This is a genomic window from Fulvivirga maritima, from assembly GCF_021389955.1.
GTDB lineage: Bacteria > Bacteroidota > Bacteroidia > Cytophagales > Cyclobacteriaceae > Fulvivirga > Fulvivirga maritima.
Map to the genome: position 1 here is coordinate 1,241,931 of NZ_CP089980.1, position 23,009 is coordinate 1,264,939.

Sequence of the window (23,009 nt, forward strand, 5' to 3'; positions counted from 1 at the left end):
ACATAAAAAAAGCGGGTTGAAGCCCGCTTTTTTTATGTCTTATTTTCAAATGTTTTATTTCTCCATAATACAGAATAAATCAAGAGCTCCATCTGCCTGATCTGTAAGCAAATAGTCAGTATGATGTATTTGGTTAACCAAACTATCATTACTGGTTTTTAGTTTATTCCTGTTCATTCTGTTCAGTAAATCATAAGGAATTCTTAATAAAGGTGCTGGTAATCTATATTGAAGATTTAAAATATCAAATCTGGTAATCTTCTCCACACTCTTCTTATTCATTTCATAGTACTCCATAACCTTATCATTTCCGGCTACACCTTTCATTTCTACTTTAGGAAATACGGTTTTTGCCAAATTTTCCAGCTCTGTAGCTTTATACTCACGTATATGCCAAGGGTTTCTGGTAAGTGTTTTTTTAATATTTGGAGTAGTAATAAGCGCTTTTCCTCCAGGCTTCAGCACTCTATGAATCTCCTGAAGGTATAACTTATCATTTTTAATGTGCTCTATCACCTGAAAGCTAATGATCACATCAAAAGAATTATCTGCAATGCCTTCAAAAGGAGGTATATTTCCTTGAATCAGTTTTACATCTGGGTATTTCTCTTGAAGATCATCTATTACTTCCTGAATCTTATCTATTGCAGTATAGCTGGTACATTTATCCTTTAGCAAGGCTATGCCCCTACCTTCTCCACAACCTATTTCAAATAAATCACCATGCATGTACTCTTCAGCCAAATAATAGGCTTTTAATAGTCTTTGGTGAATAGGGTTGTCAGAGGCAATTTTATCAGAAGCAATCTCGGTAGTATAAACACTCATTATATTTATTATTTACAACAAAGTAAACGAATTAAAACAAATACCTTTTAATGGTTTTTTATTTTAAACGGCAAAACATGTAACTTCCACCCACCAACTAACATCTAAACTGCACGTTATTAATCATTATGCGTTTATTTTCAATTTTACTTCTCACAGTTTTTGCTTGGGTTCAGAGCTACGCTCAAAGTTCGTTATCAAAAGTGAATTTCGCCTATAAGTATGATCCTGATAGCGAAATTGAAATCTCCCAGAAAGCATACATTAAGCAAGATTATATTGAATACAACTTACTGTTAAAAGTAAACAAAACGTATTCTTCTATTAAAGATTATGATATTAGTTTTTTTTCTACTCCATCTATTAATGCTGATTTAACCGCCATTCCTAATCTTCATATAGATACTTTAAACATTAATGCGCTTAGCAATAGTTATAGCTATCAACTGACTTTCCCTAAAGAAATTGAAAGTGAAATTATAGTCGCTCAGGTTTTAAGCAAGTCTTCGGGTTTCACCTACTATTCATATGTGAGACCCTCTGATGATGTACCTTTCAAAAGATTTATGCCTGGCCAGGCTTTCAAAGATTGGCTTCCTACAGGACTTTACACCGTTAATTACCCTGATAATCTTTTCGCCTTCTATTATGATAATGATTTCCCTCCGGCACTGCCACCCATGCCATCTAACTCATCAGAACCTCAAAAGGCCATGGAAATTGACTCCATTATTAGCATTAACTCTAACCAGCTTTTATTAGGAGAAAAAGGTTTATATTTAATTCAACAGGACACTACTTCTGCCATAGCAGTTAGCTTTAGGGTAGAAGATAAGTATTTTCCTAAAATGGTGAGAATAGAAGATCTGATCACCCCCTTAAGATACATCACTACTAAAGAAGAGTATGAAGCCCTGCTTCAGGTGGAGGGTGATAAGAAAAAGTTTGATCAGTTTTGGCTAGACCTCACTAATTCACCCGAAAGGGCAAAATTGATTATAAAAAAGTATTACAAGCGGGCGCAGTATGCTAATCAATTCTTCACTAGTTATAAAGAAGGCTGGAAAACCGATATGGGTATGATCTATATTATCTACGGCATGCCAGATGAAGTAGAAGTAACTAATGATGGAGAAGAGTGGCTATACAAGGCTACCCCACAGCTTCCTAGCCTGACTTTTAAGTTCATAAATGCCCAAAATATATTCAGTGATAAAAATTTTGTACTAATTAGAGAGCGAAAACATGCGGCAAATTGGTACAGAGCTATAGATTTGTGGCGAAAAGGGAGATTTTAATTTATATGGCTGACAATAAAGAATACATATTTGGCACCAGAGCAGTTCTGGAAAGCATTCATGCAGGTAAAGAGATTGATAAACTACTGGTACAAAAAGGCCTGTTTAATGACCTCACTAAAGAGCTCATGAAAGAAGCCAAGGCACATCATATACCGGTTTCTCAGGTGCCTTTAGAAAAGCTTAACCGCATTACCAGGAAAAACCACCAGGGCGCTATCGCCTTTATAGCAGCGGTAAACTATGCCTCTCTTGATAATGTAATCAATGAGGTGTATCAAAAAGGGAAAGAGCCTTTTTTCTTAATTCTTGATCGTGTAACTGATGTGAGAAATTTTGGAGCCATAGCCAGAACGGCAGAATGCTCCGGGGTAGATGCCATCATAATACCCAGTAAAGGAAGTGCCGCTATTAATAACGATGCCATGAAAACTTCTGCTGGGGCGCTCAACTATATACCTGTATGCAGAGAAGACAATCTTAAAACTACTATTAAATTCCTTCAGGAAAGCGGTATTCAAATAGTAGCATGTACTGAAAAAACAGATAGTTATATCTATAATATAGATTTTAAACAGCCAGTAGCCATACTTTTAGGATCAGAAGAAAACGGTATTTCGCCAGAATATCTTAAAATGTGTGACTTTAGGGGCAAAATACCTATGACAGGAAATATAGCCTCACTAAATGTATCCGTATCTGCGGCAATAGCTATTTATGAGGCTGTAAGGCAAAAAGGAGCTGAGAGTTTATAAAAACTCAGCTCCCTTTTTATCTTTTACATCTGCCACAAAGTCACGGAACTTCGCTTCCTGATCCTTTTTGCAGATTAATAATACATTATCACATTCGGCCACCAGGTATCCTTCCAGGCCTTGTGCTATTATCAATTTATCTTTAGGGCCTTTTAAAATACTGTTATTAGTATCGTAAAGCAGCGCATTGGCCTGCACTACATTATTTTCACCTTCCTTATCTGAGAGTTCATGTAGTGAGTTCCATGATCCCAAATCTGACCAGCCAAACTCGCCAAGCACTACAAATACATTATCGGCTTTTTCCATGACACCATAGTCAATAGAAATATTGCCACATTGAGCATAAGTAGTTTGCAAAGCACTTTCTTCTGTTTCAGTATAAAAGTCCTTCTCCATCTCTTCAAAGAGCTCCGCCATTTCAGGTAAATTCTGATTAAAGGCCTCCTGAATGGCTGCTACGCTCCAAACAAAAATCCCAGAATTCCACACAAAATCACCACTCTCCAAAAACTTCTCAGCTAAAGCTCTCTCTGGCTTTTCTGTAAAAGTTTTCACCTTTTTCACATCATCATCAGAGTGAATATATTGAATGTAACCAAAACCAGTTTCAGGCCTATTAGGCTTAAGACCAATAGTAATAAGCTTATCCTTATCTGCTGCTGCCTGCATGCCAATATTAATTACGGACCTGAATGAGTCTTCATTAAAAATAACATGATCAGCGGGTGCTACAGTAATTACAGCCTCAGGATCTTTCTGAGCTATTTTATAGCAAGCATAAGCTATACAAGGGGCCGTATTTCTACGTAAAGGCTCTTTTAGTATCTGATCATTAGAAAGCTCTGGAAGTTGCTCCTTCACCTGATCCGCATATATTCCGTTGGTAACAATAAAAATTCTTTCCTTAGCTATTAAAGGTAAAAAACGATCATAGGTCATTTGTAAAAGAGACCTGCCTGTACCTAAAATATCTAGAAACTGTTTAGGGCGGCTATTACGGCTGTAGGGCCAAAATCGACTTCCTATCCCTCCGGCCATTATCACCAAATACTTGTTTTCCATCTGCGGTTATTATGTTAGTGTTTACTATTCTTATTAAATAATTCCTTCTCTTAGCAAATCATGAAGGTGCACAAACCCCTCTACTTTACCTTCTGCCAGAACAATTATTTGACTAATACTATTTTGCTGCATAATGTTTAGCGCCTTCACCGCAAAATCTCCTTTTTTCATAGTTTTAGCCCCGGTAGACATAATTTCAGAAGCCTTATTTTTTTCAATATTAATGCCTCGCTCTATGGCTCTTCTTAAATCTCCATCAGTAATTATGCCCTGCAGCTCCTTATTGTCATTAACTACTGCAGCGGCCCCAAGCCTCTTAGAAGAAATCTCAATAATTACATCTTTCACTAAGGTATCCCCTTTTACTAAAGGAAGCTCATTATTTTCATAAATATCATCTACTTTTAGGTAAAGTTGCTTGCCTAAAGACCCTCCCGGGTGGTATTTAGCAAAATCTTCACTTGAAAACTCTCGCAATTCCAATAAGCATATAGCCAGAGCATCTCCTATAGCCAGGTGTGCTGTAGTGCTGGTAGTAGGTGCGAGATTGTTAGGACAGGCCTCTTCATCTATGGTAGCATTTAGCACATGATCTGCCTGCTGAGCCAAGTAAGAATTCATATTACTCACTAAGGCCACCAGTTTGGCTCCCGTTCGCTTTATTAGTGGCACTAAAACTTTTATCTCTGGTGTATTACCACTTTTAGATAAACAGAGTACCAAATCCTCTTTCTGAATCATACCTAAATCGCCGTGAATAGCGTCCGCAGCGTGCATAAATAATGCAGGTGTACCAGTTGAGTTAAAAGTTGCAACAATTTTATTAGCTATGATAGCGCTCTTACCGACACCGGTAACTACCACCCTACCGTTTAAATCAAATATTGTCCGCACACACTCTTCAAAATCGTTGTCAACAAAATCAACCAGCTTTTTGACTGCCTCAGCCTCATTTAGAAGTACCTTTTCGGCAATTTTTTGAATATTTTTTACTACCTTCAATTTCCTTTTGCATTATTGGTGAATAAAACTCACCAAAGATAAAAAAATCATGAATAAATGCCCACGTGGGTTTCTAAGGTCCTTTGAACCGAATATAGAGTATATCTATTGAACAATATTTTTAAAACATTGATGATTTATTAAATTTTATCAAAGATTATGACGCTGGTTGAAGAGAAGGAAAATTTAAGGAGTAAGCTAAAAGAAGTTTTTGGCTATAGTCAATTCAGGGGGAACCAGGAGGCCATTATCGAAAATATTTTACAAGGAAAAAATACTTTCGTTATTATGCCTACTGGAGCGGGGAAGTCTTTATGCTATCAGCTACCTGCCTTAATAACAGATGGCTTGGCCATCGTAATTTCGCCGCTTATCGCACTGATGAAAAATCAGGTGGATCAGCTAAATGCATTTGGCATTAATGCGCAGTTCCTAAATTCTACCCTTTCTAAAGGTGAGATCAACAGGGTAAAGCGGGAGTGCCTCGATGGCTCTATCAAGCTATTATACGTAGCTCCTGAGTCTTTAACCAAAGAGGAAAATATCGCTTTTCTACAAAAGGCTAACGTCTCTTTTGTAGCAGTAGATGAAGCCCACTGTATCTCAGAATGGGGACATGATTTCAGACCTGAATACAGAAGAATAAAAGAAATAATAGGGTTATTAGGTAACTTACCTATCATAGCCCTAACTGCTACGGCTACACCTAAAGTGCAGCTAGACATCCAGAAAAACCTGCAAATGGAAAATGCGGATGTCTTCAAATCATCTTTTAACCGAACGAACTTATTCTACACGGTAAAACCGAAAAAGCACGCCAAGAAGCAACTGGTGCAGTTTTTACAGGTTCATAAAGGTAAAAGCGGCATTATTTACTGCCTGAGCAGAAAAAAAGTAGCTGAAATAGCAGAGTTGCTTAATGTAAACGGATTCCGTGCAGCACCTTACCATGCTGGTCTGGAGCCCGCCGTAAGAGAAAAAAATCAGGACGACTTCCTGAATGAAAATATTGACATAGTAGTAGCTACCATTGCTTTTGGTATGGGTATAGACAAACCAGATGTAAGATTTGTGGTACATTATGATGTTCCTAAATCGCTGGAAGGCTACTATCAGGAGACAGGACGTGCCGGACGAGACGGGCTGGAAGGCGAATGTCTCATGTTCTATTCACACAATGACATTAACAAACTGGAGAAGTTTAATAAAGACAAACCAGTGCAAGAGCGCGATAACGCCAGAATACTCTTGCAAGAAATGTCATATTATGCAGAGTCTCCCGTTTGTAGGAGAAGGCAGCTACTCCACTATTTCGGAGAAGAATACGAAGTAGAAAACTGCGGTGGCTGCGATAACTGTGTACACCCTAAAGAAAGATATGAAGCCAAAGAGTATGCTCAAATCGCTATTGAAGCAGCTATGGCTACTGAAGAAAGATTTGGCTTAAACCATCTGGTAGACGTGATCAGAGGGGTTGCCAATCAGTATGTAAATTCATATAACCATGACCAACTAGCGGTTTATGGCAAAGGCAGTGAAGAAACAAAAGATTTCTGGAAATCAGTAGTGAGGCAATCACTCATATATGAATTACTTCAGAAAGACATTGACAATATTGGCGTTCTAAAAGTGAGCGATAGAGGAAGAGAATTCCTTAAAAAGCCACATTCCATTCTTTTCGCTAAAGATCATGAATATGTAGACGCCGGAGATGAGGAAGAAGAAAGCGAAAGAGTAACTAACACTTCTAAGGCATATGATGAAAATCTCTTCAACATATTAAAAAGCCTCAGAAAGACCATTGCTCAACAAAAAGAGCTACCTCCTTATGTTATCTTTCAGGATCCTTCTTTAGAAGAAATGGCCACTATCTACCCTACTAACGAGGCTGAGCTGGCACAGATCAATGGAGTAGGCATGGGTAAAGTGCAGAAATTCGGTAAAGAATTTCTCAAAACTATTACCAAGTATGTAGAAGATAACGACATAGTTACTGCCAGCGAAGTGGTGGTAAAATCATCGGTAAATAAGTCTAAGATGAAGATTTTCATCATTCAGCAGATAGACCGAAAGATAGATCTGGAAGAAATAGCTGAGACCAAAGGTATTGCTTTTGATGAGCTGCTAGATGAAATTGAGCACATCTGCTACTCTGGCACTAAGCTCAATCTGGATTATTATATTGATGATATTCTGGATGAAGAAAGACAAGACGATCTTTATGATTACTTCCTCAATGCAGAAACAGACAGCATAGCTACTGCATTGGAAGATGAAGATAATGAAGACTATTCTGAAGAAGAATTGAGATTAATGAGAATTAAGTTTCTCTCAGAATATGCTAATTAATCCTTGAAAAACCCGAAGAAAAGGCCGCATTTATGTGGCCTTTTTTGTTTTTCAGGACATTTAGGTTTTAAAGGTTACTATTGCCCTGAATAATTTCATAATTTTGCTTCAATTTAAACCTGTAAATATGAACGTACTAATTCTTGGTAGCGGAGGGCGTGAATACACCCTGGCATGGAAAGTTTCTCAAAGTGTAGACTGTGACACTGTATTTGTAGCCCCTGGCAACGCAGGTACTTTACAGTTTGCTAATAATGTAGATATAGATGTAAATGATTTTGATGCTATTGGCCAATTTGTTTTAGCCAATAACATAGAGCTTGTAATAGTAGGCCCAGAAGATCCTTTAGTTAAGGGCATAAGAAATTACTTCGAAGCCAATGATGCGCTTAAAAGCATTGGCTTTATAGGACCAGATGCTGCAGGCGCTCAGTTGGAGGGTAGTAAAGATTTTTCCAAAACCTTTATGGAAAACAACAATATCCCTACTGCTAAATCAAAAACCTTTACCATTGATACTTTAGAGGAAGGCCTGTCTTACCTGGAAAACTGTGATTTCCCCATTGTACTCAAAGCCGATGGATTAGCCGCAGGAAAAGGAGTACTCATTTGCCAAAGCTTGCAAGAAGCTCAGGAGTCATTAAAAACTATGCTGCAAGAAAAGCAATTTGGTGCTGCTAGCGAAAAAGTACTTATAGAGCAGTTTCTTGATGGCATTGAACTATCAGTATTTGTGCTTACAGACGGAGAAAATTATGTTTTACTGCCAGAAGCAAAAGACTATAAACGCATTGGTGAAAAAGATACAGGTTTAAACACCGGCGGTATGGGAGCAGTATCTCCTGTAAGTTTTGCAGATGAAAGCTTCTTAGAAAAAGTAAAAGAAAAAGTAATAGCTCCTACCCTAAGCGGCCTTAAAAAGGAATCTATAGATTATAAAGGATTTATTTTCATAGGCCTTATGAAGGTAAATGACGAGCCTTATGTAATTGAATATAATGTACGTATGGGAGACCCTGAAACACAAGTGGTATTCCCTCGCATTAAAAGTGATGTACTCGATCTTTTTACAGCTGCAGCAGAAGGCAACCTAAACCACTACAAACTGGAGGTTGACCCTAACTATGCCACTACAGTGGTTTTAGTAGCAGGAGGATACCCCGGCAGCTATGAAAAAGGCATTGAGATTAAAGGACTAGCTGATGTTCCTGATGCATTAGTTATACATGCGGGCACTAAACAAGACGGTTACAAAGTTCTAACTAATGGAGGTAGAGTAATGGCAGTAACTGGTCAGGGCAAAACCTTAGAAGATGCTTTAGATGAATCATATACAACCATCAAGCATATCACTTGGAAAGATATGTACTATAGAAAAGACATCGGAAAAGATATTTTAGCCCTTCGAATAGATTAGTATGCTATATTCTTTATCTTTAGTGTGCACAAAAGAATATAAAAAGTAAGCTATGGCGGGATGTAGTTCTTGTGGAACCAGCGGAAAAGCAGCAGGATGTAACAATAACGGAGGCTGCCAAACCGGAGGTTGCAATAAAATGAACGTATTTGACTGGCTATCTAACATGGATTTGCCAGTAGTAGATAAATTTGATATAGTAGAAGTAAGGTTTAAAGGCGGAAGAAAAGATTTTTTCCAAAATGCCGAAAACCTGGAACTTCACACTGGTGATGCTGTGGTAGTAGACGTACCTAATGGTCACCATCTGGGATATGTATCACTGCAAGGCGAGCTGGTTCGCCTGCAGATGCAAAAAAAGAAAGTAGCCCAGGATGAAATCAGGAAGATATACAGACTGGCTCATCAAAAAGATCTGGAGAAATACGAAGATGTACAAAAGAGGGAAATGCCTACGCTCTACCGCACCAGGCAGATTATACATGACCTCAAGCTAGAGATGAAGCTCTCTGACATCGAGTATCAGGCTGATAATAGCAAGGCCACCTTTTACTACTCTGCAGATGATAGAGTAGACTTTAGGGAGCTGATAAAAATATTAGCTGGTGAGTTTAAGATCAGGGTAGAGATGCGCCAGATCAGCCTAAGACAGGAAGCCGGAAGGCTTGGAGGTATCGGCTCTTGCGGAAGAGAGCTATGCTGCTCTACCTGGCTGAGCGATTTCAAGAGTGTTTCTACCAGTGCGGCCAGGTATCAGAACCTGTCATTAAACCCCAGTAAACTTTCTGGTCAGTGTGGTCGATTAAAGTGCTGCCTCAATTATGAGCTAGACACTTACATGGACGCTCTAAAAGATATTCCTGAGTTAGAAAAACCCCTTTTAACTGAAAAAGGCGTAGCTAAACTGCAAAAAACGGACATCTTCAGAAAAATCATGTGGTTTGGCTATGACGATGAAAACACTTGGCACCCTATTGACGTTGAGAGAGTTAATGAGATAGTAACGCTCAATAGCAAAGGTAAAAAGCCTGCCTCTTTGCTCGAAGACGATGTTCCTGGTCAGGGCGAATTCAACAGCCTCAATAGTGACCTGGAAAAAATGGACAAAAAGTTCAATCAAAAAGCTGGCAACAACAAGAGAAAGAAAAGAAACAAAAACAAAAGAAGGAAAGGCCGCAAGCCTAGCAACAACACTAATAAATGACACGAATTGCATTTATCATTATAATTGCTTTTTTAGGAGCATTAGCAGCCTGTGATGAGAACAGGATTTACGAGAAAAATAAAACTTTTGAAAATAAGGAATGGTTAGCTGATTCAACTCAGGCTTTTGACTTTAAAATCAAAGACACTACACTGACCTATAATTTATATTACAATATTAGAAATACTATTTCTTACCCTTTTCAAAACATTTATGTGCAGTATACTCTTAAAGATAGCACTGATAAGGAATTAGATTCTCAACTGATCAATAATGATCTGTTTGACCCAAAAACCGGAAAACCATACGGCGACGGCCTGGGTGATGTTTTCGACCATCAGTTTCCTATCCTTAAAAATTATAGTTTTGACCAAGCAGGTAAATATACTATCACCTTGCAGCAGTTTATGAGAAGAGACACACTGCCTGATATTATTGCTACCGGAATCAGATTAGAAAAAGTAACAGAGGATAATATAGCAGAACAATGAGAATAATTATTGCCGGTGCCGGTGATGTAGGTTTCCACCTTGCCAAACTCCTGGCCTATGAAGAACAAGACATTATTCTCATAGACATGGACGGAGCCAGGCTAAGACAAGCCTCCAGCAACCTCGATGTAGGCACCATAAAAGGCAGTAGCACCTCATATTCTGTTTTGGAAGAAGCCGATGTAGCTAACGCAGATTTGCTTATAGCTGTAACCTCTTCTGAAGAAACCAATATTACCACCACCATTATTGGCAAGCACCTCGGAGCTAAAAAAACTATAGCCAGAATTCAAAATGTAGAATACCTACTCAATAAAGAGAAGCTAAACCTACAGGATCTGGGTATAGATGAAATCATCTCTCCCGAATCTCTGGCAGCAAAGGAAATAAAAAGGCTTCTCAAGGAAATTGCGCTTACTGACACTTTTGATTTCGATGAAGGCCGCCTCTCATTAGTAGGAGTAACTGTAGACGAAAACAGCAAACTCAAAAACAAAACACTAATAGAAGCTGCTCATCTCAACCCGAATCAAAACTTTGTTACCGTAGCTATTCTTAGAGACAGCCAAACTATAATCCCTCATGGAGATAATAAATTTATAGAGGGCGATCATGCCTATTTTATAGCTCAGCCAAACGGCATAAATACTGTTTTAGAGCTATCAGGCAAAAGAAAGCAAGAGATAAAAAACATTATGATACTGGGAGGCAGCAAAGTAGGATTTCATGCTGCCAAAAGGCTTAGTCGTAAGTTTAATGTAAAACTCATTGAGCGTGACCGCGAAAAATGTCATGAACTGGCCGATCAGCTTAAAGACGTAATGGTTATCTGTGGAGATGGTAGAGATGTAGACCTGCTCCAAGAAGAAGCCATTGAAGAAATGGATGCCTTCATAGCCGTAACAGGCAACTCAGAAACCAATATCATTTCCTGTCTTGTAGCGAAAAATAATAATGTTAAAAAAACCATTTCGTTGGTAGAAAACATTGATTATATCCACCTATCTCAAAATATAGGGGTAGATACCATGATCAATAAAAAACTGATAGCTGCCAACTTCATTTTCAGGTATATCAGAAAAGGAGACGTTATATCACTCACCAGTATTCACGGGGTGGATGCAGAAATCCTTGAATTTATAGTAAAAGCTGGCTCTAAAATCACAACCAGAGAGATTAAAGAGCTCGATTTCCCTAAAGGGGCTATAATAGGAGGAGTAGTGAGAAATGGAGTGGGTTATACTACCATGGGAGATTTCCAGTTTAGACCCAAAGACAGAGCCGTAGTACTATGCCGGCCAGAATGCATTCATGTAGTTGAGGAATTTTTCAAATAAAAGCCCTCAGCTGCTTTCATGAACTCACTAAACCACAAATTCACACCTCCTCTTCTCGGCACGCTCCCCTCACTCAGAAGCACATTAGCATTACCGATCTTTTCTGCCGCATCTGTCGCCCCTACCTCTGCAATAATCTTTATCAGTGAAGATGATGAGTTTATAAATAAAGAAATTTCTTGTAACATTCGGCGGCTTCTTATCCTTTACCTTTCAGTGTTTGTTGTTAACGCATTAGGCCTCTCTTTATCAGATAGAGATATTGCCGTTATACATCAGTCAAATATTGATACCAGACTTGGTGATCTCGGTCCTGTTAATAATTTTGCAGGCTTAATTGAATTCAGCAAACCTTCGATATTAGAAAAATTGCTCGGAGTCCTTTAAAACCATTTACTTAATTAGCCTGGAAACCGTCTTATTTTTGAAGAAGCTAACCTCCAGTAAATAAAATATATTATATTAACAACGAAAGACATTTAGATGCGGTTTAATTTTAAATTAATACTAAATATACTCGGAATACTATTGATTTTCAATGGCATTTTCATGCTTCTATGTCTTCCTTTTTCTCTCTACTACCGAGAAACATGGTGGCACCTGGCCGCATCTGGTGGCATCACAGCCCTGGCAGGTGGCATTATTACAGCCTCCACCAGAAAGAATGCTAACAAAGAATTAAAGAAAAAAGATGGCTATCTCATTGTAACCATGGGCTGGCTTATCATGTCCTTTTTCGGCACCATCCCTTACCTACTTTCAGGTTCCATTCCAGACCTGACTAATGCCTTTTTTGAAACCATATCAGGCTATACCACTACAGGGGCATCTATCATTAATAACATAGAAGGTGTACCAAAAGGCATATTATTTTGGAGAAGCCTTACCCAATGGATTGGCGGTATGGGAATAATAGTACTAGCAGTAGCTATACTACCGATATTAGGTATTGGAGGAATGCAGCTCTTCGTAGCGGAAGCTCCTGGCATTTCACCAGACAAAATGAAGCCGCGAATAAAAGAAGTAGCCAAAAGACTATGGTTTATGTACCTAGGCCTTACCGTGGCCGAAACCATTTTATTAATGTTTGGTGGCATGACTTTTTTCGATGCTATCAACCATTCGCTCACCACCATGGCTACCGGTGGCTTTTCTACTAAAAATGCCAGTGTAGCCTACTATGAATCTGCATATATTCAGTATGTAATTATTGTATTCATGTTCCTGGCAGGTACTAACTTTACTATCACCTACTTTGGCCTTAAAGGAAAATTCAGAAAAGCCTGGGATAATGAGGAGTTTAGAAATTATTTCTTCATAACCCTGATCCTTTCCATTTGCATTTCCTTCTTTGTATTTTCTTCCAAATGGGAAAGCTTCGAAAAGTCGTTCAGAGATTCTCTATTTCAAGTAGTGAGCGTTATCACTACCACAGGCTTTGTTACCGCAGACTACACCGCCTGGGCTCCATTCTTAACTATAATCTTTTTCTTACTTATGTTCATGGGAGCTTCCGCCGGTTCTACCGCAGGAGGCATTAAAGTAGTACGCCATACATTACTATTCAAAAACTCATTCCTGGAAATGAAGCGGCAACTACACCCATCAGCTATTATTCCTGTACGCCTAAACGGCATAGCAGTAAGCCGAGACATCACCTATAATGTGCTAGCCTTTATCATGATTTACCTTCTGGTATATGGAGTAGGTGTATTTTTATTATCGTTTACCGGAGAAGAATTTGATACTGCACTGGGTGCCGTAGCCACCTGCTTAGGCAATATTGGCCCTGGACTAGGCGCCGTAGGACCAGTAAATAACTTTCATGAAATAACAGGCTTCGGAAAATGGCTACTCTCCTTCCTTATGCTCCTAGGCCGACTAGAGCTATTTACCGTTTTAATGTTGTTCAACAGAAATTTCTGGCAGAAGATTTAAGCAAGCCATGAATGCTCATCTTTTCAGATGAGTTAAAAGTACATTTTATATTTTCAGGGTAGTTATGAATTAACGAGTATTTCGGCTTATCTGAGATTCCCATTGAGATAATCTTCAGAAATAAAATGAAGTGTCTGAAATTTGATTGAGAAAATTATTTCCTTCAGCACACTTTAATATCTAGAATTTCAGCTAATCCCTTCAACCATCTCTAAAATATAAAGCATAAAAAAAGCCGATTATTTTTCAATAACCGGCTTTTCACTTAGTAGCGGGAGCTGGACTCGAACCAGCGACCTTCGGGTTATGAGCCCGACGAGCTACCAACTGCTCCATCCCGCGATGTATCGTTAATATTAAAATATATCGCTTTTTGTATGTTAAAAACTTATCTTTTTAAGTTTCTTACCCCTCTCTTTCTTAAAAGGAATACAAATGTAGTGTTCTGATTTTACAAAGTCAAGAGGTGGCGTAAAAAAAATTCATTTATTTTAAAATTCTCTTCCTGAAGATAACTAAAAGAAGCATTTTGAATTAAAAGACTACCTTTGCAAAAAATTAGAAGCATGACTGAAAAATCTCATAAAGCTGGTTTCGTCAGTATAATAGGAAAACCTAATGTAGGTAAGTCCACTCTTATGAATCAGATGGTAGGAGAAAGATTATCTATTATTACCTCTAAGGCACAAACTACCCGCCATAGAATAATGGGTATAATCAGTGGTGAGGACTTTCAGGTCATTTATTCTGATACTCCTGGCATTATAAAACCTGAGTATGAATTACACAACTCCATGATGAAGTTTGTCTATTCTTCTCTGGAAGATGCCGATGTGGTGCTATTTGTTACTGACATTTATGAAAAATTTGATGAGCAGCTGGAAGAACAATTAAAAAAGATCAATCAGCCTTTAATATTTATTCTTAATAAAATAGATCAGGCAAAAGGTACGCAGGCCAATGACAAGCTAGATTACTGGAAAGAAAATATAAAGGCAGATGCCTATCTGGCCGTATCAGCTTTGGAAGGCTTAAATGTAGATACTATTTTTAACACTATTGTAGAGCTACTGCCTGAGCACCCGGCCTATTTCCCAAAAGATGAGCTTACTGATAAGCCGGAAAAGTTTTTTGTGGAAGAAATAATCAGAGAGAAAATATTTCTGAACTACAAAAAGGAGGTGCCTTACAGTACTGAAGTGGTGGTTACTGAATTTAAAGAAGATGAAACCATTATTAGAATAAGGGCTGAGATATATGTGGAGAGAAAAAGCCAAAAAGGCATTATAATAGGTAAAGGTGGCGAAGCATTAAAAAAAGTGGGGATAGCCTCCAGAACAGAACTAGAACAATTTTTCGGTAAACAAATTCACCTTGAAACCTTTGTTAAGGTAGCAGAGAACTGGCGAAAAAAAGAGATTAGCCTTAAGAGGTTTGGGTATCGATCTTAATTTCCTTTAGAAAAAATTAAACATGGCAAATATATTAGCAATTGTAGGCAGACCAAACGTTGGTAAATCAACGCTTTTCAACAGGCTTATTGAAAAGAAAAAGGCCATTATGGATGATGAAAGCGGAGTGACCCGTGACCGTCATTATGGCTATGCCGAATGGACTGGCAAGCACTTCACTGTAATAGATACCGGAGGGTATGTTACAGGCTCAGAAGATAAATTTGAGTCTCAAATAAGAACTCAGGTAGAACTAGCCCTTGACGAAGCCACCGTAATTTTATTTATGGTAGACAGTTACATGGGACTCACTGATCTGGATAAGGATTTTGCCAATGTTTTACGATCATCATCTAAGCCTATTTATTTGGTAGCCAATAAGGCAGATACTACTGAACGTATTCATATGGCTAACGAATTCTATGCTTTAGGCATGGGAGAAGTTATTCCTATTTCTTCTGCTAGTGGATCAGGTACGGGTGAGTTACTAGATGTAATAGTAGAGCATTTTGACGAGGGAGATGAAGATCCCGACGAAGGAGTGCCCAAACTAGCCATATTAGGTAGACCAAACGTAGGTAAATCTTCTTTCCTTAATTCACTGTTAGGGGTAGATCGCACTATAGTTACTGATGAAGCCGGCACTACCAGAGATGCTATCAATACCCGCTACACCATGTATGGTAAAGATTTTATTCTTACTGATACGGCGGGGATAAGGAAAAAATCTAAAGTAAAGGAAGATATTGAGTTTTACTCAGTACTTAGATCTATCCAAGCACTGCAAGATAGTGATGTGTGTATCATTTTAGTAGATGCTGAAAGAGGCTTAGAAGCTCAGGATATGAGTATAATCTCTTTGGCCATTAAGTATAATAAAGGTATTATGATAATGGTCAATAAATGGGACTTAATAGAAAAAGACACTAAAACAGCTGATGTTTATAAAAAGAGCATTCAGCAAAAGTTAGGTCAATTAGATTTTATTCCGATTATTTTTACTTCGGTAACTAAGAAGCAAAGAATTTTTCAGGCAATAGAAAAAGCCATAGAAGTATATGATAACAAAACGGCAAAAATCTCTACTTCTGAGCTTAATGACACCCTACTTCCAGAGATAGAAAGATACCCTCCACCAGCTTTAAAAGGTAAATATATCAAAATTAAGTACGTTACACAGCTTCCTAGTCAAGTTCCTACCTTCGCTTTTTTCTGTAACCTTCCACAGTACATAAAAGCGCCATACGAGCGTTTTTTGGAGAATAAAATCAGAAAAAGCTTCGGTTTAGAAGGTGTACCAATCAGGTTATTTTTTAGAAAAAAATAACTTCTATTTGACAGGTATCAAGATTGTATATATATTAGAGCCAAATTCAAAACCTGAAACATATGAGAAAACTATTAACATTCTTATTGGCTTTTACATTTTCGTTAGCATTTGTAGCCTGTGACAACAAAGCAAAAGAAGAATCTGCTTCAGAAGAAGTAGAAGAAACAGTTGAAGAAGCTGGCGACAGCATGGAAGAGGCTGCTGAAGATGTAGAAGAATCAGTAGAAGAAGCTGCTGATGAAGTAGAAGAAGAAGTTGATTCAGTAGAAGTAGAAACTCCTGCTGAATAAAAATATCTTTTATTAGAAAAAGGCTTTAGGGAGTTTCTCTAAAGCCTTTTTTTTTGATTTATATTTGCAGGGGATGACAAGTTCTGAAAAGAAATTTAAAGAAGCACTAAAAAAATACCTGCCAGAAAAATCCATTGACTATTGCCACTGGCTTTGGCATGAAAATGATTTTTCTCTAAGAATAAAGAAAAGAAGGGCCTCCAAACTTGGTGATTATAGGTTTGACCCTGCTACGGGCAGGCAAAGCATTTCTGTTAATAATAACCTTAACCCCTACTCATTTCTGATTACTTACATTCACGAAGTGGCTCATTTGGTGACTTACTCCATTCATAAAAGAACAGTAAAACCTCACGGGGCAGAGTGGAAGAAAAATTTTCGTAAACTGATGACTCCCATGCTTACTACGGAGATATTTCCGCAATCTGTACTGCAGCCTCTAAAAGAATATCTAAAAAACCCGAAAGCCTCCTCTTGTAATGACCATACTCTTATGGCTGCATTAAGGCTGCATGACGCACATGGGAGCCTCCAGCTGAGTGATATACCTACTGGAGAGCTATTTAAATTTAAAAACCGGGTTTTCAGAAAGGAAAGTTTACGTAGATCACGCTATGTCTGCTGCGAAGTAAGCTCAAACTTAAAATACCTTATCTCCAAAATGGCGGAGGTAGAAAAGGTATAACTAAATAGTAAGTCGCCTTTGTATGAGCTGGTCTACCAAAGAATAGAAACGCTTTGGCGCCATAGTTCGCCATTTATCTATCTGTAGGCTCCCTCCCATATTAATGTACATATCTACATTATAATTTTTAAGTTCGTCTTGCACAAACTCCGGAAAATTAACCGCTGCCACCCAGCCGTCCTCCACATCTTCAAACCACTCCTCATAGTAACTATCATCTGAGCCATGATAATTAAAAATATTCTCACCTATGAGGATATACTTATTAATGCCGTGGTGTGCATAGTTTTCAATAATATTACGCTTCAGATGCATAATATCATTGTTGATAGCATCATTCCACTCTCCTATAAATTCCATGATAGCAAATCCCTCATGGTAATCTGCATACAGAACTTTTATATAAAGCGTTTCTGATCCTATAAAATCCCAGGCAGGGTCTATGTAGTAACCATAAATATTTTCCGAATAAAGATCATGGTTATATTCCTTTCCATAAAAAGGAGAAAGACTATCTTCTGCCGGGTTATAAAGGTGTAGCCACCTGTAATATGGTTCTATTTCGTGCATTCTATCTTACGTTATCAATCACATTCCTCACAGAGCCGTGTTGCTTCAAAAGCTTTTCCGCCTCTTCTCTGCTAATAGACAGCTCTTCCATAAGCATACGTGTACCTCTATCTACAAGTTTATTATTGCTTAACTGCATATCAACCATCTTGTTACCCTTTACGCGGCCTAACTGAATCATTACAGAAGTAGAAATCATATTTAGAACTAACTTTTGTGCTGTTCCCGCCTTCATTCTGGTACTACCGGTAACAAACTCAGGCCCTACTATGGCCTCCACAGGAAATTTTGCCACGGCTGCTAACGGGGAGTTAGCATTGCATGTAATACAACCAGTAACTAATCCTTGCTCATTAGCTCTTTCCAATCCTCCTATCACATAGGGCGTGGTTCCTGAGGCGGCTATACCTATTACCACATCACCATTATTAATATCAAACACCTCCATATCTTTCCAAGCCTGATGTTCATCATCTTCAGCAAATTCCACAGCCTTTCTTATGGCACCATCTCCACCAGCAATAAGACCAATTACTTTATTATGAGGCATGCCATAAGTAGGCGGAATCTCAGAGGCATCTAATATACCTAACCGGCCGCTGGTACCGGCTCCGATGTAAAACAAGCGGCCTCCTTCCTTCATTTTTAGGACTATCTCCGCCACTAAAGCTTCTATTTGAGGGATGGCTTTCTCTACTGCCTGGGGTACGCTGGCATCTTCTTTATTTATATTCTGAAGCAATTCCTTTATGCTCATTTGCTCCAGGTTATCAAAATTAGAACTTGACTCGGTTGTACTCATCTTTCTATAATACTGTTTTGGTGGAACAATGTTAAACCAGCAATAGGACTTTCAATAACAAGTTTCAATATTATTCCCTGCTCTGCGGCTACCTGCCTTAAAATATTATTATAGTAAAAAGCTATAGAACCTGTAAAGTGTACCGGCAACTGATCGAAGTTTTCGTACTTTTTCACATTCTTCTCCATAAAAAGCGTAAAACCTCTATGCACTAGTGCACTTACGTAAGGGTGATGAACATGGTGAAATAAAAATCTGCTGAATTTGGCCAGATATCGGTTAGGCATGGGCCTTTTATAAACATTTTCCAGCACCACATCTTTAGTTATCTCGTATTGCTTCACCAGCTTATCCGCCAGGTCAGAGTCCATATCCCCTCGCAAAAAGTCAGACACCAAATTAATCCCCAGCCAGGCACCACTCCCTTCGTCGCCTAATGCATAGCCCAGAGAAGGCACATTACTAATTATGTCTCTGCCATCATACAAACAAGAGTTAGTACCCGTACCCAATATGCAGGCTATGCCTGCCTCATGACCGCAAAGTGCTCTGGCTGCTCCCATGAGATCATGATTCACTCTCACTATCGCATTAGGAAAAGCCTCTGTAAACACTCGCTCTAAGGAAGCTATATTGTCTTTAGATGAACAGCCCGCTCCATAAAAGAATACCTGATGCACCTCATGATTTATCTGTGGTTTTAAAGACTCCATAATCTCAGCTCGTATATCTTCTTCCTTTTGCTGGTATGGGTTTATTCCTGCTGACTTATATTGCTCTACAGCTCCTTCCGAATCTATAAGACGCCAGTCTGTTTTGGTACTACCACTGTCGGCTATTAATATCATAAATCTTTAAATGGCTTATTTTTCGTATATTAAGTAATAAAGTTATGTGATTATGAATTTAAAATGCGCAGCTGTACTGATATGTTTATTAATATTTGCCACCAGCGCTTGTAATGATGATGATACTGCTCAACCGAATACAAGCACGTTACAGCCGGTAGGAGCATCTTCTCACGATTTTCTTTCTGATGAAAATTATGAAAGCCTAAATATAGAAATACAATATATGACCGGCTACGAACCTTCATCTGCTGTTTTAAATAGTTTAGAAAGCTTTCTTTCAACGATATTGAATAAACCAGCAGGAATAGTATTCATTAAAAATGAAATAGTTGCTGAAGGAAAAACCACTTACAGCGCAGCTGATATTAGAGCCCTGGAGCAAATTAAGCGTACCCAATACACCAGTAATAAGAATATTGCAGCTTATTTTATTTTCCTGGATGGTGGGTATAGTGAAGATTCGTCTTCTTCAAAAGTATTGGGCATAGCTTACCAAAATAGTTCCATGGCCATATTTCAAAAAACCATTGAAAGCCTGAGCGGCGGCATTGGCCAACCCAGCACCAATCTCTTAAGCTCTACGGTAACTCAGCATGAATTTGGTCATATTCTCGGGCTGGTAAATAATGGCACTGACATGGTTGCCCAGCATCAGGATGTGCCCCATGGCAAACATTGTGATGATGCTGACTGCCTTATGTACTGGACTGTAGAAAACAGTAATAACTTGGCTGATCTATTAGGCATGAGTAGCCCACCTTCCTTAGATACCAATTGTCTTGCAGACTTAAAAGCTAACGGTGGCAAATAACTATTTTTTCAACTGTCCCACTACCTTAAACTTATCAAATACATTCTCGTTATGAGGTGCATCTACCAGCTCTGGCGTAAGGTCTTGTCCGGCCCAGTGTTCATAATGCTGACCATTGCGCCATAGCCTTGAGCTGGTTACATCATAAATCTTACCCTGATAAGCTACCCAAATATCATCTTTATCTTGCCCGTTTCTAAGCGCCAGCTGGCCGATTGTATAAGTGGGAATATCATTTTCATTCATAAAAATGTCTTAGATCAAAAATTTGTATTTTTTTAGATTATAAAAATGTGGAATTTTATGCTCAAATAAATCAAGTCTGGCAAATATGAGAAATTTAAGATTGCTATTCTTCATGATGATTCCTATTGCTGCTTGCAATCAGGGATATTCCAAAAAAAGAAGATAGCACTAATGACAACCAGTTAAAGATCAGAGCTCAAGAGCTGGCCTTGAACTACACATTGGTAGATACACATGTAGATTTACCCTACCGATTAAAGCACAGCCATTTTAACATAGAGGAAGATCAGCAAGAGTTAATCTCCACTAAAAAAGGTGATTTTGACTTTGAAAGAGCTAAAATTGGAGGCCTTGACGCTCCTTTTATGTCTATTTACATCCCTTCTGACTATCAGGTTAAAGGTGGGGCACCGGCATTGGCCGATTCACTAATAGACATGGTAAACAGCATAGCCACGGCACTACCTGAAAAATTTGAGGTGGCCACTTCTCCTGCTGATGTAGAAAGAATAGGCTCCGAAGGAAAAATAGCCCTGCCTATGGGAATAGAAAACGGAGCCGCCATTGAAGATAGCCTGGGCTATCTGACTCACTTCAAAGAGAGAGGTATTAGCTATATCACACTTACTCATGCTAAAGACAATCTCATTTGCGATTCATCTTATGACACCGCTTACACGTGGAATGGTCTCAGCAAATTTGGCGAACAAGTGGTTCTGGAAATGAATCAATTGGGAATAATGGTTGATGTATCTCACATTTCTGATAGCGCTTTTTATGATGTAATGAGAATTTCAAAAACTCCGGTAATTGCTTCTCATTCTTCTTGCAGGCATTTTACGTCTGGCTTTGAAAGAAATATGTCTGATGACATGATTACCCTTTTAGCTAAAAAAGGAGGAGTGATCCAAATTAATTTCGGGTCTACCTTTGTAGATGATGTGTCTCGCGAAAAAAGTGATGCTGCGGAAAAATACATGAAAGACCATAACCTTACAGAAAGTGACAGCCTATTCATCACCTACCTTACTCAAAACCCTATTTACAGTAACCTTGATAAAGTGGCCGATCATATTGACCACATAGTGCAGCTCGTAGGTATTGATTATGTAGGTCTGGGTTCTGATTTTGATGGCGTAGGAGATACTTTGCCTACAGAGCTAAAAGATGTCTCTAATTATCCCAACCTTATTTATACTTTATTAAAAAGAGGATATTCTGAATCAGACATAGAAAAAATATGCTCTAAAAACATTTTCAGAGTTTGGCAAGAAGTCATTGATTACGCTGAAGACATAGCCACTCCTTAAGAATAATGGCAAAAGGCTGTCTTCAAAAGTAGTTGCTTTAGAAGACAGCCTTTTGTTTGATAACGCCTAAAAAGCACCGAACTTAAATGTAATCACATAGTTTAGGCTCTCGAAATCACTGCTTTTGGTCAAAAGCAAATCCATGTCTTTAGTAAACCTTTTGGTTACGCCTAGGGCCAATCTAAAATTTCTGGTTACGTTTACTTCTGCAGTAACCCCTGGCTCCAGGTACCAAAATACATCATCATCAATTAGGTCATCCAGATCGTCATCAGTATCATCATTTCCATCCAAATCATCATGATAGCCTAACCACCCTGCTCCTGAAGCTATGGGAAAAGTAACATGCACCACCTCATCAGAAAAAATGATGGGTTCTATAAATAAACCTCCATATCCTCCTAAAAGCACTACATCATTATAAAAATAAATATCTGAGTACTCAGTAGAAGGAATTACTCCGTAAGCTTCAATCCCGAGAGCCACCGTACTGTTTATAATCCAGCCGCCACGTACGCCTGCCATCATAAGGGCTTTATCTCTAAACTCCCCTGCTTTAAAAGACAGCGCCCCAAAACCTCCGGAATGAAAACCTCCGCCAGACAGCGTTTTTTCGCCTTTGTGATAATGATAAGAATTATATTTTTTCACCACATCATCTGTATTGTCAATAGTCTGAGCATATATCACACTCACTAAAAATGAAAAAGTTAAAGTAAAGATTAGATTTTTCATGATTGATAGCCGTTTTACAAAAAAGACAATACGAATATGTCTACGTTTCCAAAACTGGATTTTTTATATCACCGCTTATCTCAGTTTTTAGCCAATCTCCATTAATCATCCTTAAAGCAGTAATATATTCGTTTGTATAGGTATGGAAATAACAAAACGCTATTATAAAGTAATTACACTCAGCATTTTGCTGATGTTGGTTGCCTCCGTTTATTCCTGTCAAAAAATGGTGCACAAATACTGG

The 23,009-nt window shown here is 38.4% G+C and carries 23 protein-coding genes and 1 tRNA gene; 15 read left to right on the top strand and 9 right to left on the bottom strand.

The genetic code is table 11. From position 1 onward, the window contains the following. Positions 1-54: 54 nt before the first annotated feature. Entirely contained in the window at positions 55-828 is a 774-nt protein-coding gene (locus tag LVD15_RS05090) for a class I SAM-dependent methyltransferase (protein ID WP_233779224.1), read from the bottom strand. Between the two features lie 128 nt (positions 829-956). Between LVD15_RS05090 and LVD15_RS05095 the strand changes: the two genes are divergently transcribed. After that, positions 957-2,126 (top strand): GWxTD domain-containing protein, encoded by a 1,170-nt coding sequence (locus LVD15_RS05095; protein ID WP_233779225.1) that lies wholly within the window; start codon positions 957-959, stop codon positions 2,124-2,126. 5 nt (positions 2,127-2,131) lie between these two features. Continuing rightward, positions 2,132-2,881 (top strand): 23S rRNA (guanosine(2251)-2'-O)-methyltransferase RlmB, encoded by a 750-nt coding sequence (rlmB, locus tag LVD15_RS05100; protein WP_233779226.1) that lies wholly within the window; start codon positions 2,132-2,134, stop codon positions 2,879-2,881. On the opposite strand, the gene LVD15_RS05105 is transcribed toward rlmB, so the two are convergent. Next, the gene (locus tag LVD15_RS05105) at positions 2,876-3,946 is read right to left on the bottom strand and encodes a mannose-1-phosphate guanylyltransferase (RefSeq protein ID WP_233779227.1); all 1,071 of its coding nucleotides are present in this window, start codon (positions 3,944-3,946) and stop codon (positions 2,876-2,878) included. The genes rlmB and LVD15_RS05105 overlap by 6 nt on opposite strands. A 33-nt stretch (positions 3,947-3,979) precedes the next feature. After that, the gene (locus LVD15_RS05110; RefSeq protein ID WP_233779228.1) at positions 3,980-4,948 is read right to left on the bottom strand and encodes a KpsF/GutQ family sugar-phosphate isomerase; all 969 of its coding nucleotides are present in this window, start codon (positions 4,946-4,948) and stop codon (positions 3,980-3,982) included. Positions 4,949-5,107: 159 nt separating this feature from the next. Here LVD15_RS05110 and recQ point away from each other — a divergent pair, with 159 nt between their 5' ends. From recQ to LVD15_RS05145, 7 genes are all read left to right on the top strand, one after another. Next, positions 5,108-7,297: a DNA helicase RecQ gene (gene recQ / locus LVD15_RS05115; RefSeq protein WP_233779229.1), complete on the top strand. Its 2,190-nt coding sequence runs from the start codon at positions 5,108-5,110 to the stop codon at positions 7,295-7,297. Between the two features lie 127 nt (positions 7,298-7,424). Continuing rightward, positions 7,425-8,714 carry a phosphoribosylamine--glycine ligase gene (gene purD, locus LVD15_RS05120; protein ID WP_233779230.1) on the top strand — a complete coding sequence of 430 codons (1,290 nt, stop codon included), beginning with the start codon at positions 7,425-7,427 and terminating at the stop codon, positions 8,712-8,714. A gap of 52 nt (positions 8,715-8,766) precedes the next feature. Further along, on the top strand, positions 8,767-9,918 hold the full coding sequence (locus LVD15_RS05125) for a PSP1 domain-containing protein (RefSeq protein ID WP_233779231.1): 1,152 nt from the start codon (positions 8,767-8,769) through the stop codon (positions 9,916-9,918). Then, on the top strand, positions 9,915-10,409 hold the full coding sequence (locus tag LVD15_RS05130; RefSeq protein ID WP_233779232.1) for a gliding motility lipoprotein GldH: 495 nt from the start codon (positions 9,915-9,917) through the stop codon (positions 10,407-10,409). Before LVD15_RS05125 ends, LVD15_RS05130 begins: the two co-directional genes overlap by 4 nt. Then, a complete protein-coding gene (gene trkA, locus LVD15_RS05135; RefSeq protein ID WP_233779233.1) occupies positions 10,406-11,746 on the top strand; it encodes a Trk system potassium transporter TrkA in 1,341 nt (446 codons plus the stop codon). The genes LVD15_RS05130 and trkA overlap by 4 nt, the downstream gene beginning before the upstream one ends. Positions 11,747-11,764: 18 nt before the next feature. Further along, a complete protein-coding gene (locus LVD15_RS05140; RefSeq protein ID WP_233779234.1) occupies positions 11,765-12,133 on the top strand; it encodes a hypothetical protein in 369 nt (122 codons plus the stop codon). A 96-nt stretch (positions 12,134-12,229) separates the two neighbouring features. Further along, entirely contained in the window at positions 12,230-13,684 is a 1,455-nt protein-coding gene (locus LVD15_RS05145) for a TrkH family potassium uptake protein (protein ID WP_233779235.1), read from the top strand. Between the two features lie 269 nt (positions 13,685-13,953). On the opposite strand, the gene LVD15_RS05150 is transcribed toward LVD15_RS05145, so the two are convergent. Then, positions 13,954-14,026 (bottom strand) — tRNA-Met (locus LVD15_RS05150). A 224-nt stretch (positions 14,027-14,250) separates the two neighbouring features. Here LVD15_RS05150 and era point away from each other — a divergent pair. The 4 genes from era to LVD15_RS05170 all read left to right on the top strand — a co-directional run bounded on the left by era (position 14,251) and on the right by LVD15_RS05170 (position 17,440). After that, entirely contained in the window at positions 14,251-15,135 is an 885-nt protein-coding gene (gene era, locus LVD15_RS05155) for a GTPase Era (protein ID WP_233779236.1), read from the top strand. 22 nt (positions 15,136-15,157) lie between these two features. Then, positions 15,158-16,462 (top strand): ribosome biogenesis GTPase Der, encoded by a 1,305-nt coding sequence (gene der, locus LVD15_RS05160; RefSeq protein ID WP_233779237.1) that lies wholly within the window; start codon positions 15,158-15,160, stop codon positions 16,460-16,462. Between the two features lie 62 nt (positions 16,463-16,524). Continuing rightward, complete coding sequence (locus LVD15_RS05165) at positions 16,525-16,755, top strand: hypothetical protein (RefSeq protein WP_233779238.1); 231 nt, start codon at positions 16,525-16,527, stop codon at positions 16,753-16,755. Positions 16,756-16,828: 73 nt separating this feature from the next. Beyond that, positions 16,829-17,440, top strand: a complete 612-nt coding sequence (locus LVD15_RS05170; protein WP_233779239.1) for a SprT-like domain-containing protein — start codon at positions 16,829-16,831, stop codon at positions 17,438-17,440. Here LVD15_RS05170 and LVD15_RS05175 read toward each other — a convergent pair whose 3' ends face one another. From LVD15_RS05175 to LVD15_RS05185, 3 genes are read right to left on the bottom strand one after another with little or no spacing between them, the layout of a single operon-like run. Next, a complete protein-coding gene (locus tag LVD15_RS05175) occupies positions 17,441-18,010 on the bottom strand; it encodes a hypothetical protein (protein WP_233779240.1) in 570 nt (189 codons plus the stop codon). 1 nt (position 18,011) lies between these two features. Continuing rightward, positions 18,012-18,812: an N-acetylmuramic acid 6-phosphate etherase gene (gene murQ, locus LVD15_RS05180; RefSeq protein WP_233779241.1), complete on the bottom strand. Its 801-nt coding sequence runs from the start codon at positions 18,810-18,812 to the stop codon at positions 18,012-18,014. Continuing rightward, complete coding sequence (locus LVD15_RS05185; protein WP_233779242.1) at positions 18,809-19,660, bottom strand: N-acetylglucosamine kinase; 852 nt, start codon at positions 19,658-19,660, stop codon at positions 18,809-18,811. Before LVD15_RS05185 ends, murQ begins: the two co-directional genes overlap by 4 nt. A gap of 52 nt (positions 19,661-19,712) precedes the next feature. Between LVD15_RS05185 and LVD15_RS05190 the strand changes: the two genes are divergently transcribed. Next, positions 19,713-20,474 carry a zinc metalloprotease gene (locus LVD15_RS05190; RefSeq protein WP_233779243.1) on the top strand — a complete coding sequence of 254 codons (762 nt, stop codon included), beginning with the start codon at positions 19,713-19,715 and terminating at the stop codon, positions 20,472-20,474. Here the strand turns inward: LVD15_RS05190 and LVD15_RS05195 are convergent, their stop codons facing one another. Beyond that, the gene (locus tag LVD15_RS05195) at positions 20,475-20,720 is read right to left on the bottom strand and encodes a cytochrome b5 domain-containing protein (protein ID WP_233779244.1); all 246 of its coding nucleotides are present in this window, start codon (positions 20,718-20,720) and stop codon (positions 20,475-20,477) included. 125 nt (positions 20,721-20,845) lie between these two features. On the opposite strand from LVD15_RS05195, the gene LVD15_RS05200 reads away from it, so the two are divergent. Beyond that, positions 20,846-22,030 carry a dipeptidase gene (locus LVD15_RS05200; RefSeq protein WP_233779245.1) on the top strand — a complete coding sequence of 395 codons (1,185 nt, stop codon included), beginning with the start codon at positions 20,846-20,848 and terminating at the stop codon, positions 22,028-22,030. Positions 22,031-22,096: 66 nt separating this feature from the next. On the opposite strand, the gene LVD15_RS05205 is transcribed toward LVD15_RS05200, so the two are convergent. After that, positions 22,097-22,765, bottom strand: coding sequence for a hypothetical protein (locus tag LVD15_RS05205; protein WP_233779246.1), 669 nt, complete (start codon positions 22,763-22,765; stop codon positions 22,097-22,099). Between the last annotated feature and the right edge of the window lie 244 nt (positions 22,766-23,009).

Bases quoted from the DNA above. Each gene is read 5' to 3' on its own strand.
- LVD15_RS05090 (WP_233779224.1), bottom strand. From the start codon at position 828: ATGAGTGTTTATACTACCGAGATTGCTTCTGATAAAATTGCCTCTGAC.
- LVD15_RS05095 (WP_233779225.1), top strand. From the start codon at position 957: ATGCGTTTATTTTCAATTTTACTTCTCACAGTTTTTGCTTGGGTTCAG.
- rlmB (WP_233779226.1), top strand. From the start codon at position 2,132: ATGGCTGACAATAAAGAATACATATTTGGCACCAGAGCAGTTCTGGAA.
- LVD15_RS05105 (WP_233779227.1), bottom strand. From the start codon at position 3,946: ATGGAAAACAAGTATTTGGTGATAATGGCCGGAGGGATAGGAAGTCGA.
- recQ (WP_233779229.1), top strand. From the start codon at position 5,108: ATGACGCTGGTTGAAGAGAAGGAAAATTTAAGGAGTAAGCTAAAAGAA.
- purD (WP_233779230.1), top strand. From the start codon at position 7,425: ATGAACGTACTAATTCTTGGTAGCGGAGGGCGTGAATACACCCTGGCA.
- LVD15_RS05125 (WP_233779231.1), top strand. From the start codon at position 8,767: ATGGCGGGATGTAGTTCTTGTGGAACCAGCGGAAAAGCAGCAGGATGT.
- LVD15_RS05130 (WP_233779232.1), top strand. From the start codon at position 9,915: ATGACACGAATTGCATTTATCATTATAATTGCTTTTTTAGGAGCATTA.
- trkA (WP_233779233.1), top strand. From the start codon at position 10,406: ATGAGAATAATTATTGCCGGTGCCGGTGATGTAGGTTTCCACCTTGCC.
- LVD15_RS05140 (WP_233779234.1), top strand. From the start codon at position 11,765: ATGAACTCACTAAACCACAAATTCACACCTCCTCTTCTCGGCACGCTC.
- LVD15_RS05145 (WP_233779235.1), top strand. From the start codon at position 12,230: ATGCGGTTTAATTTTAAATTAATACTAAATATACTCGGAATACTATTG.
- era (WP_233779236.1), top strand. From the start codon at position 14,251: ATGACTGAAAAATCTCATAAAGCTGGTTTCGTCAGTATAATAGGAAAA.
- der (WP_233779237.1), top strand. From the start codon at position 15,158: ATGGCAAATATATTAGCAATTGTAGGCAGACCAAACGTTGGTAAATCA.
- LVD15_RS05165 (WP_233779238.1), top strand. From the start codon at position 16,525: ATGAGAAAACTATTAACATTCTTATTGGCTTTTACATTTTCGTTAGCA.
- LVD15_RS05170 (WP_233779239.1), top strand. From the start codon at position 16,829: ATGACAAGTTCTGAAAAGAAATTTAAAGAAGCACTAAAAAAATACCTG.
- LVD15_RS05175 (WP_233779240.1), bottom strand. From the start codon at position 18,010: ATGCACGAAATAGAACCATATTACAGGTGGCTACACCTTTATAACCCG.
- murQ (WP_233779241.1), bottom strand. From the start codon at position 18,812: ATGAGTACAACCGAGTCAAGTTCTAATTTTGATAACCTGGAGCAAATG.
- LVD15_RS05185 (WP_233779242.1), bottom strand. From the start codon at position 19,660: ATGATATTAATAGCCGACAGTGGTAGTACCAAAACAGACTGGCGTCTT.
- LVD15_RS05190 (WP_233779243.1), top strand. From the start codon at position 19,713: ATGAATTTAAAATGCGCAGCTGTACTGATATGTTTATTAATATTTGCC.
- LVD15_RS05195 (WP_233779244.1), bottom strand. From the start codon at position 20,720: ATGAATGAAAATGATATTCCCACTTATACAATCGGCCAGCTGGCGCTT.
- LVD15_RS05205 (WP_233779246.1), bottom strand. From the start codon at position 22,765: ATGAAAAATCTAATCTTTACTTTAACTTTTTCATTTTTAGTGAGTGTG.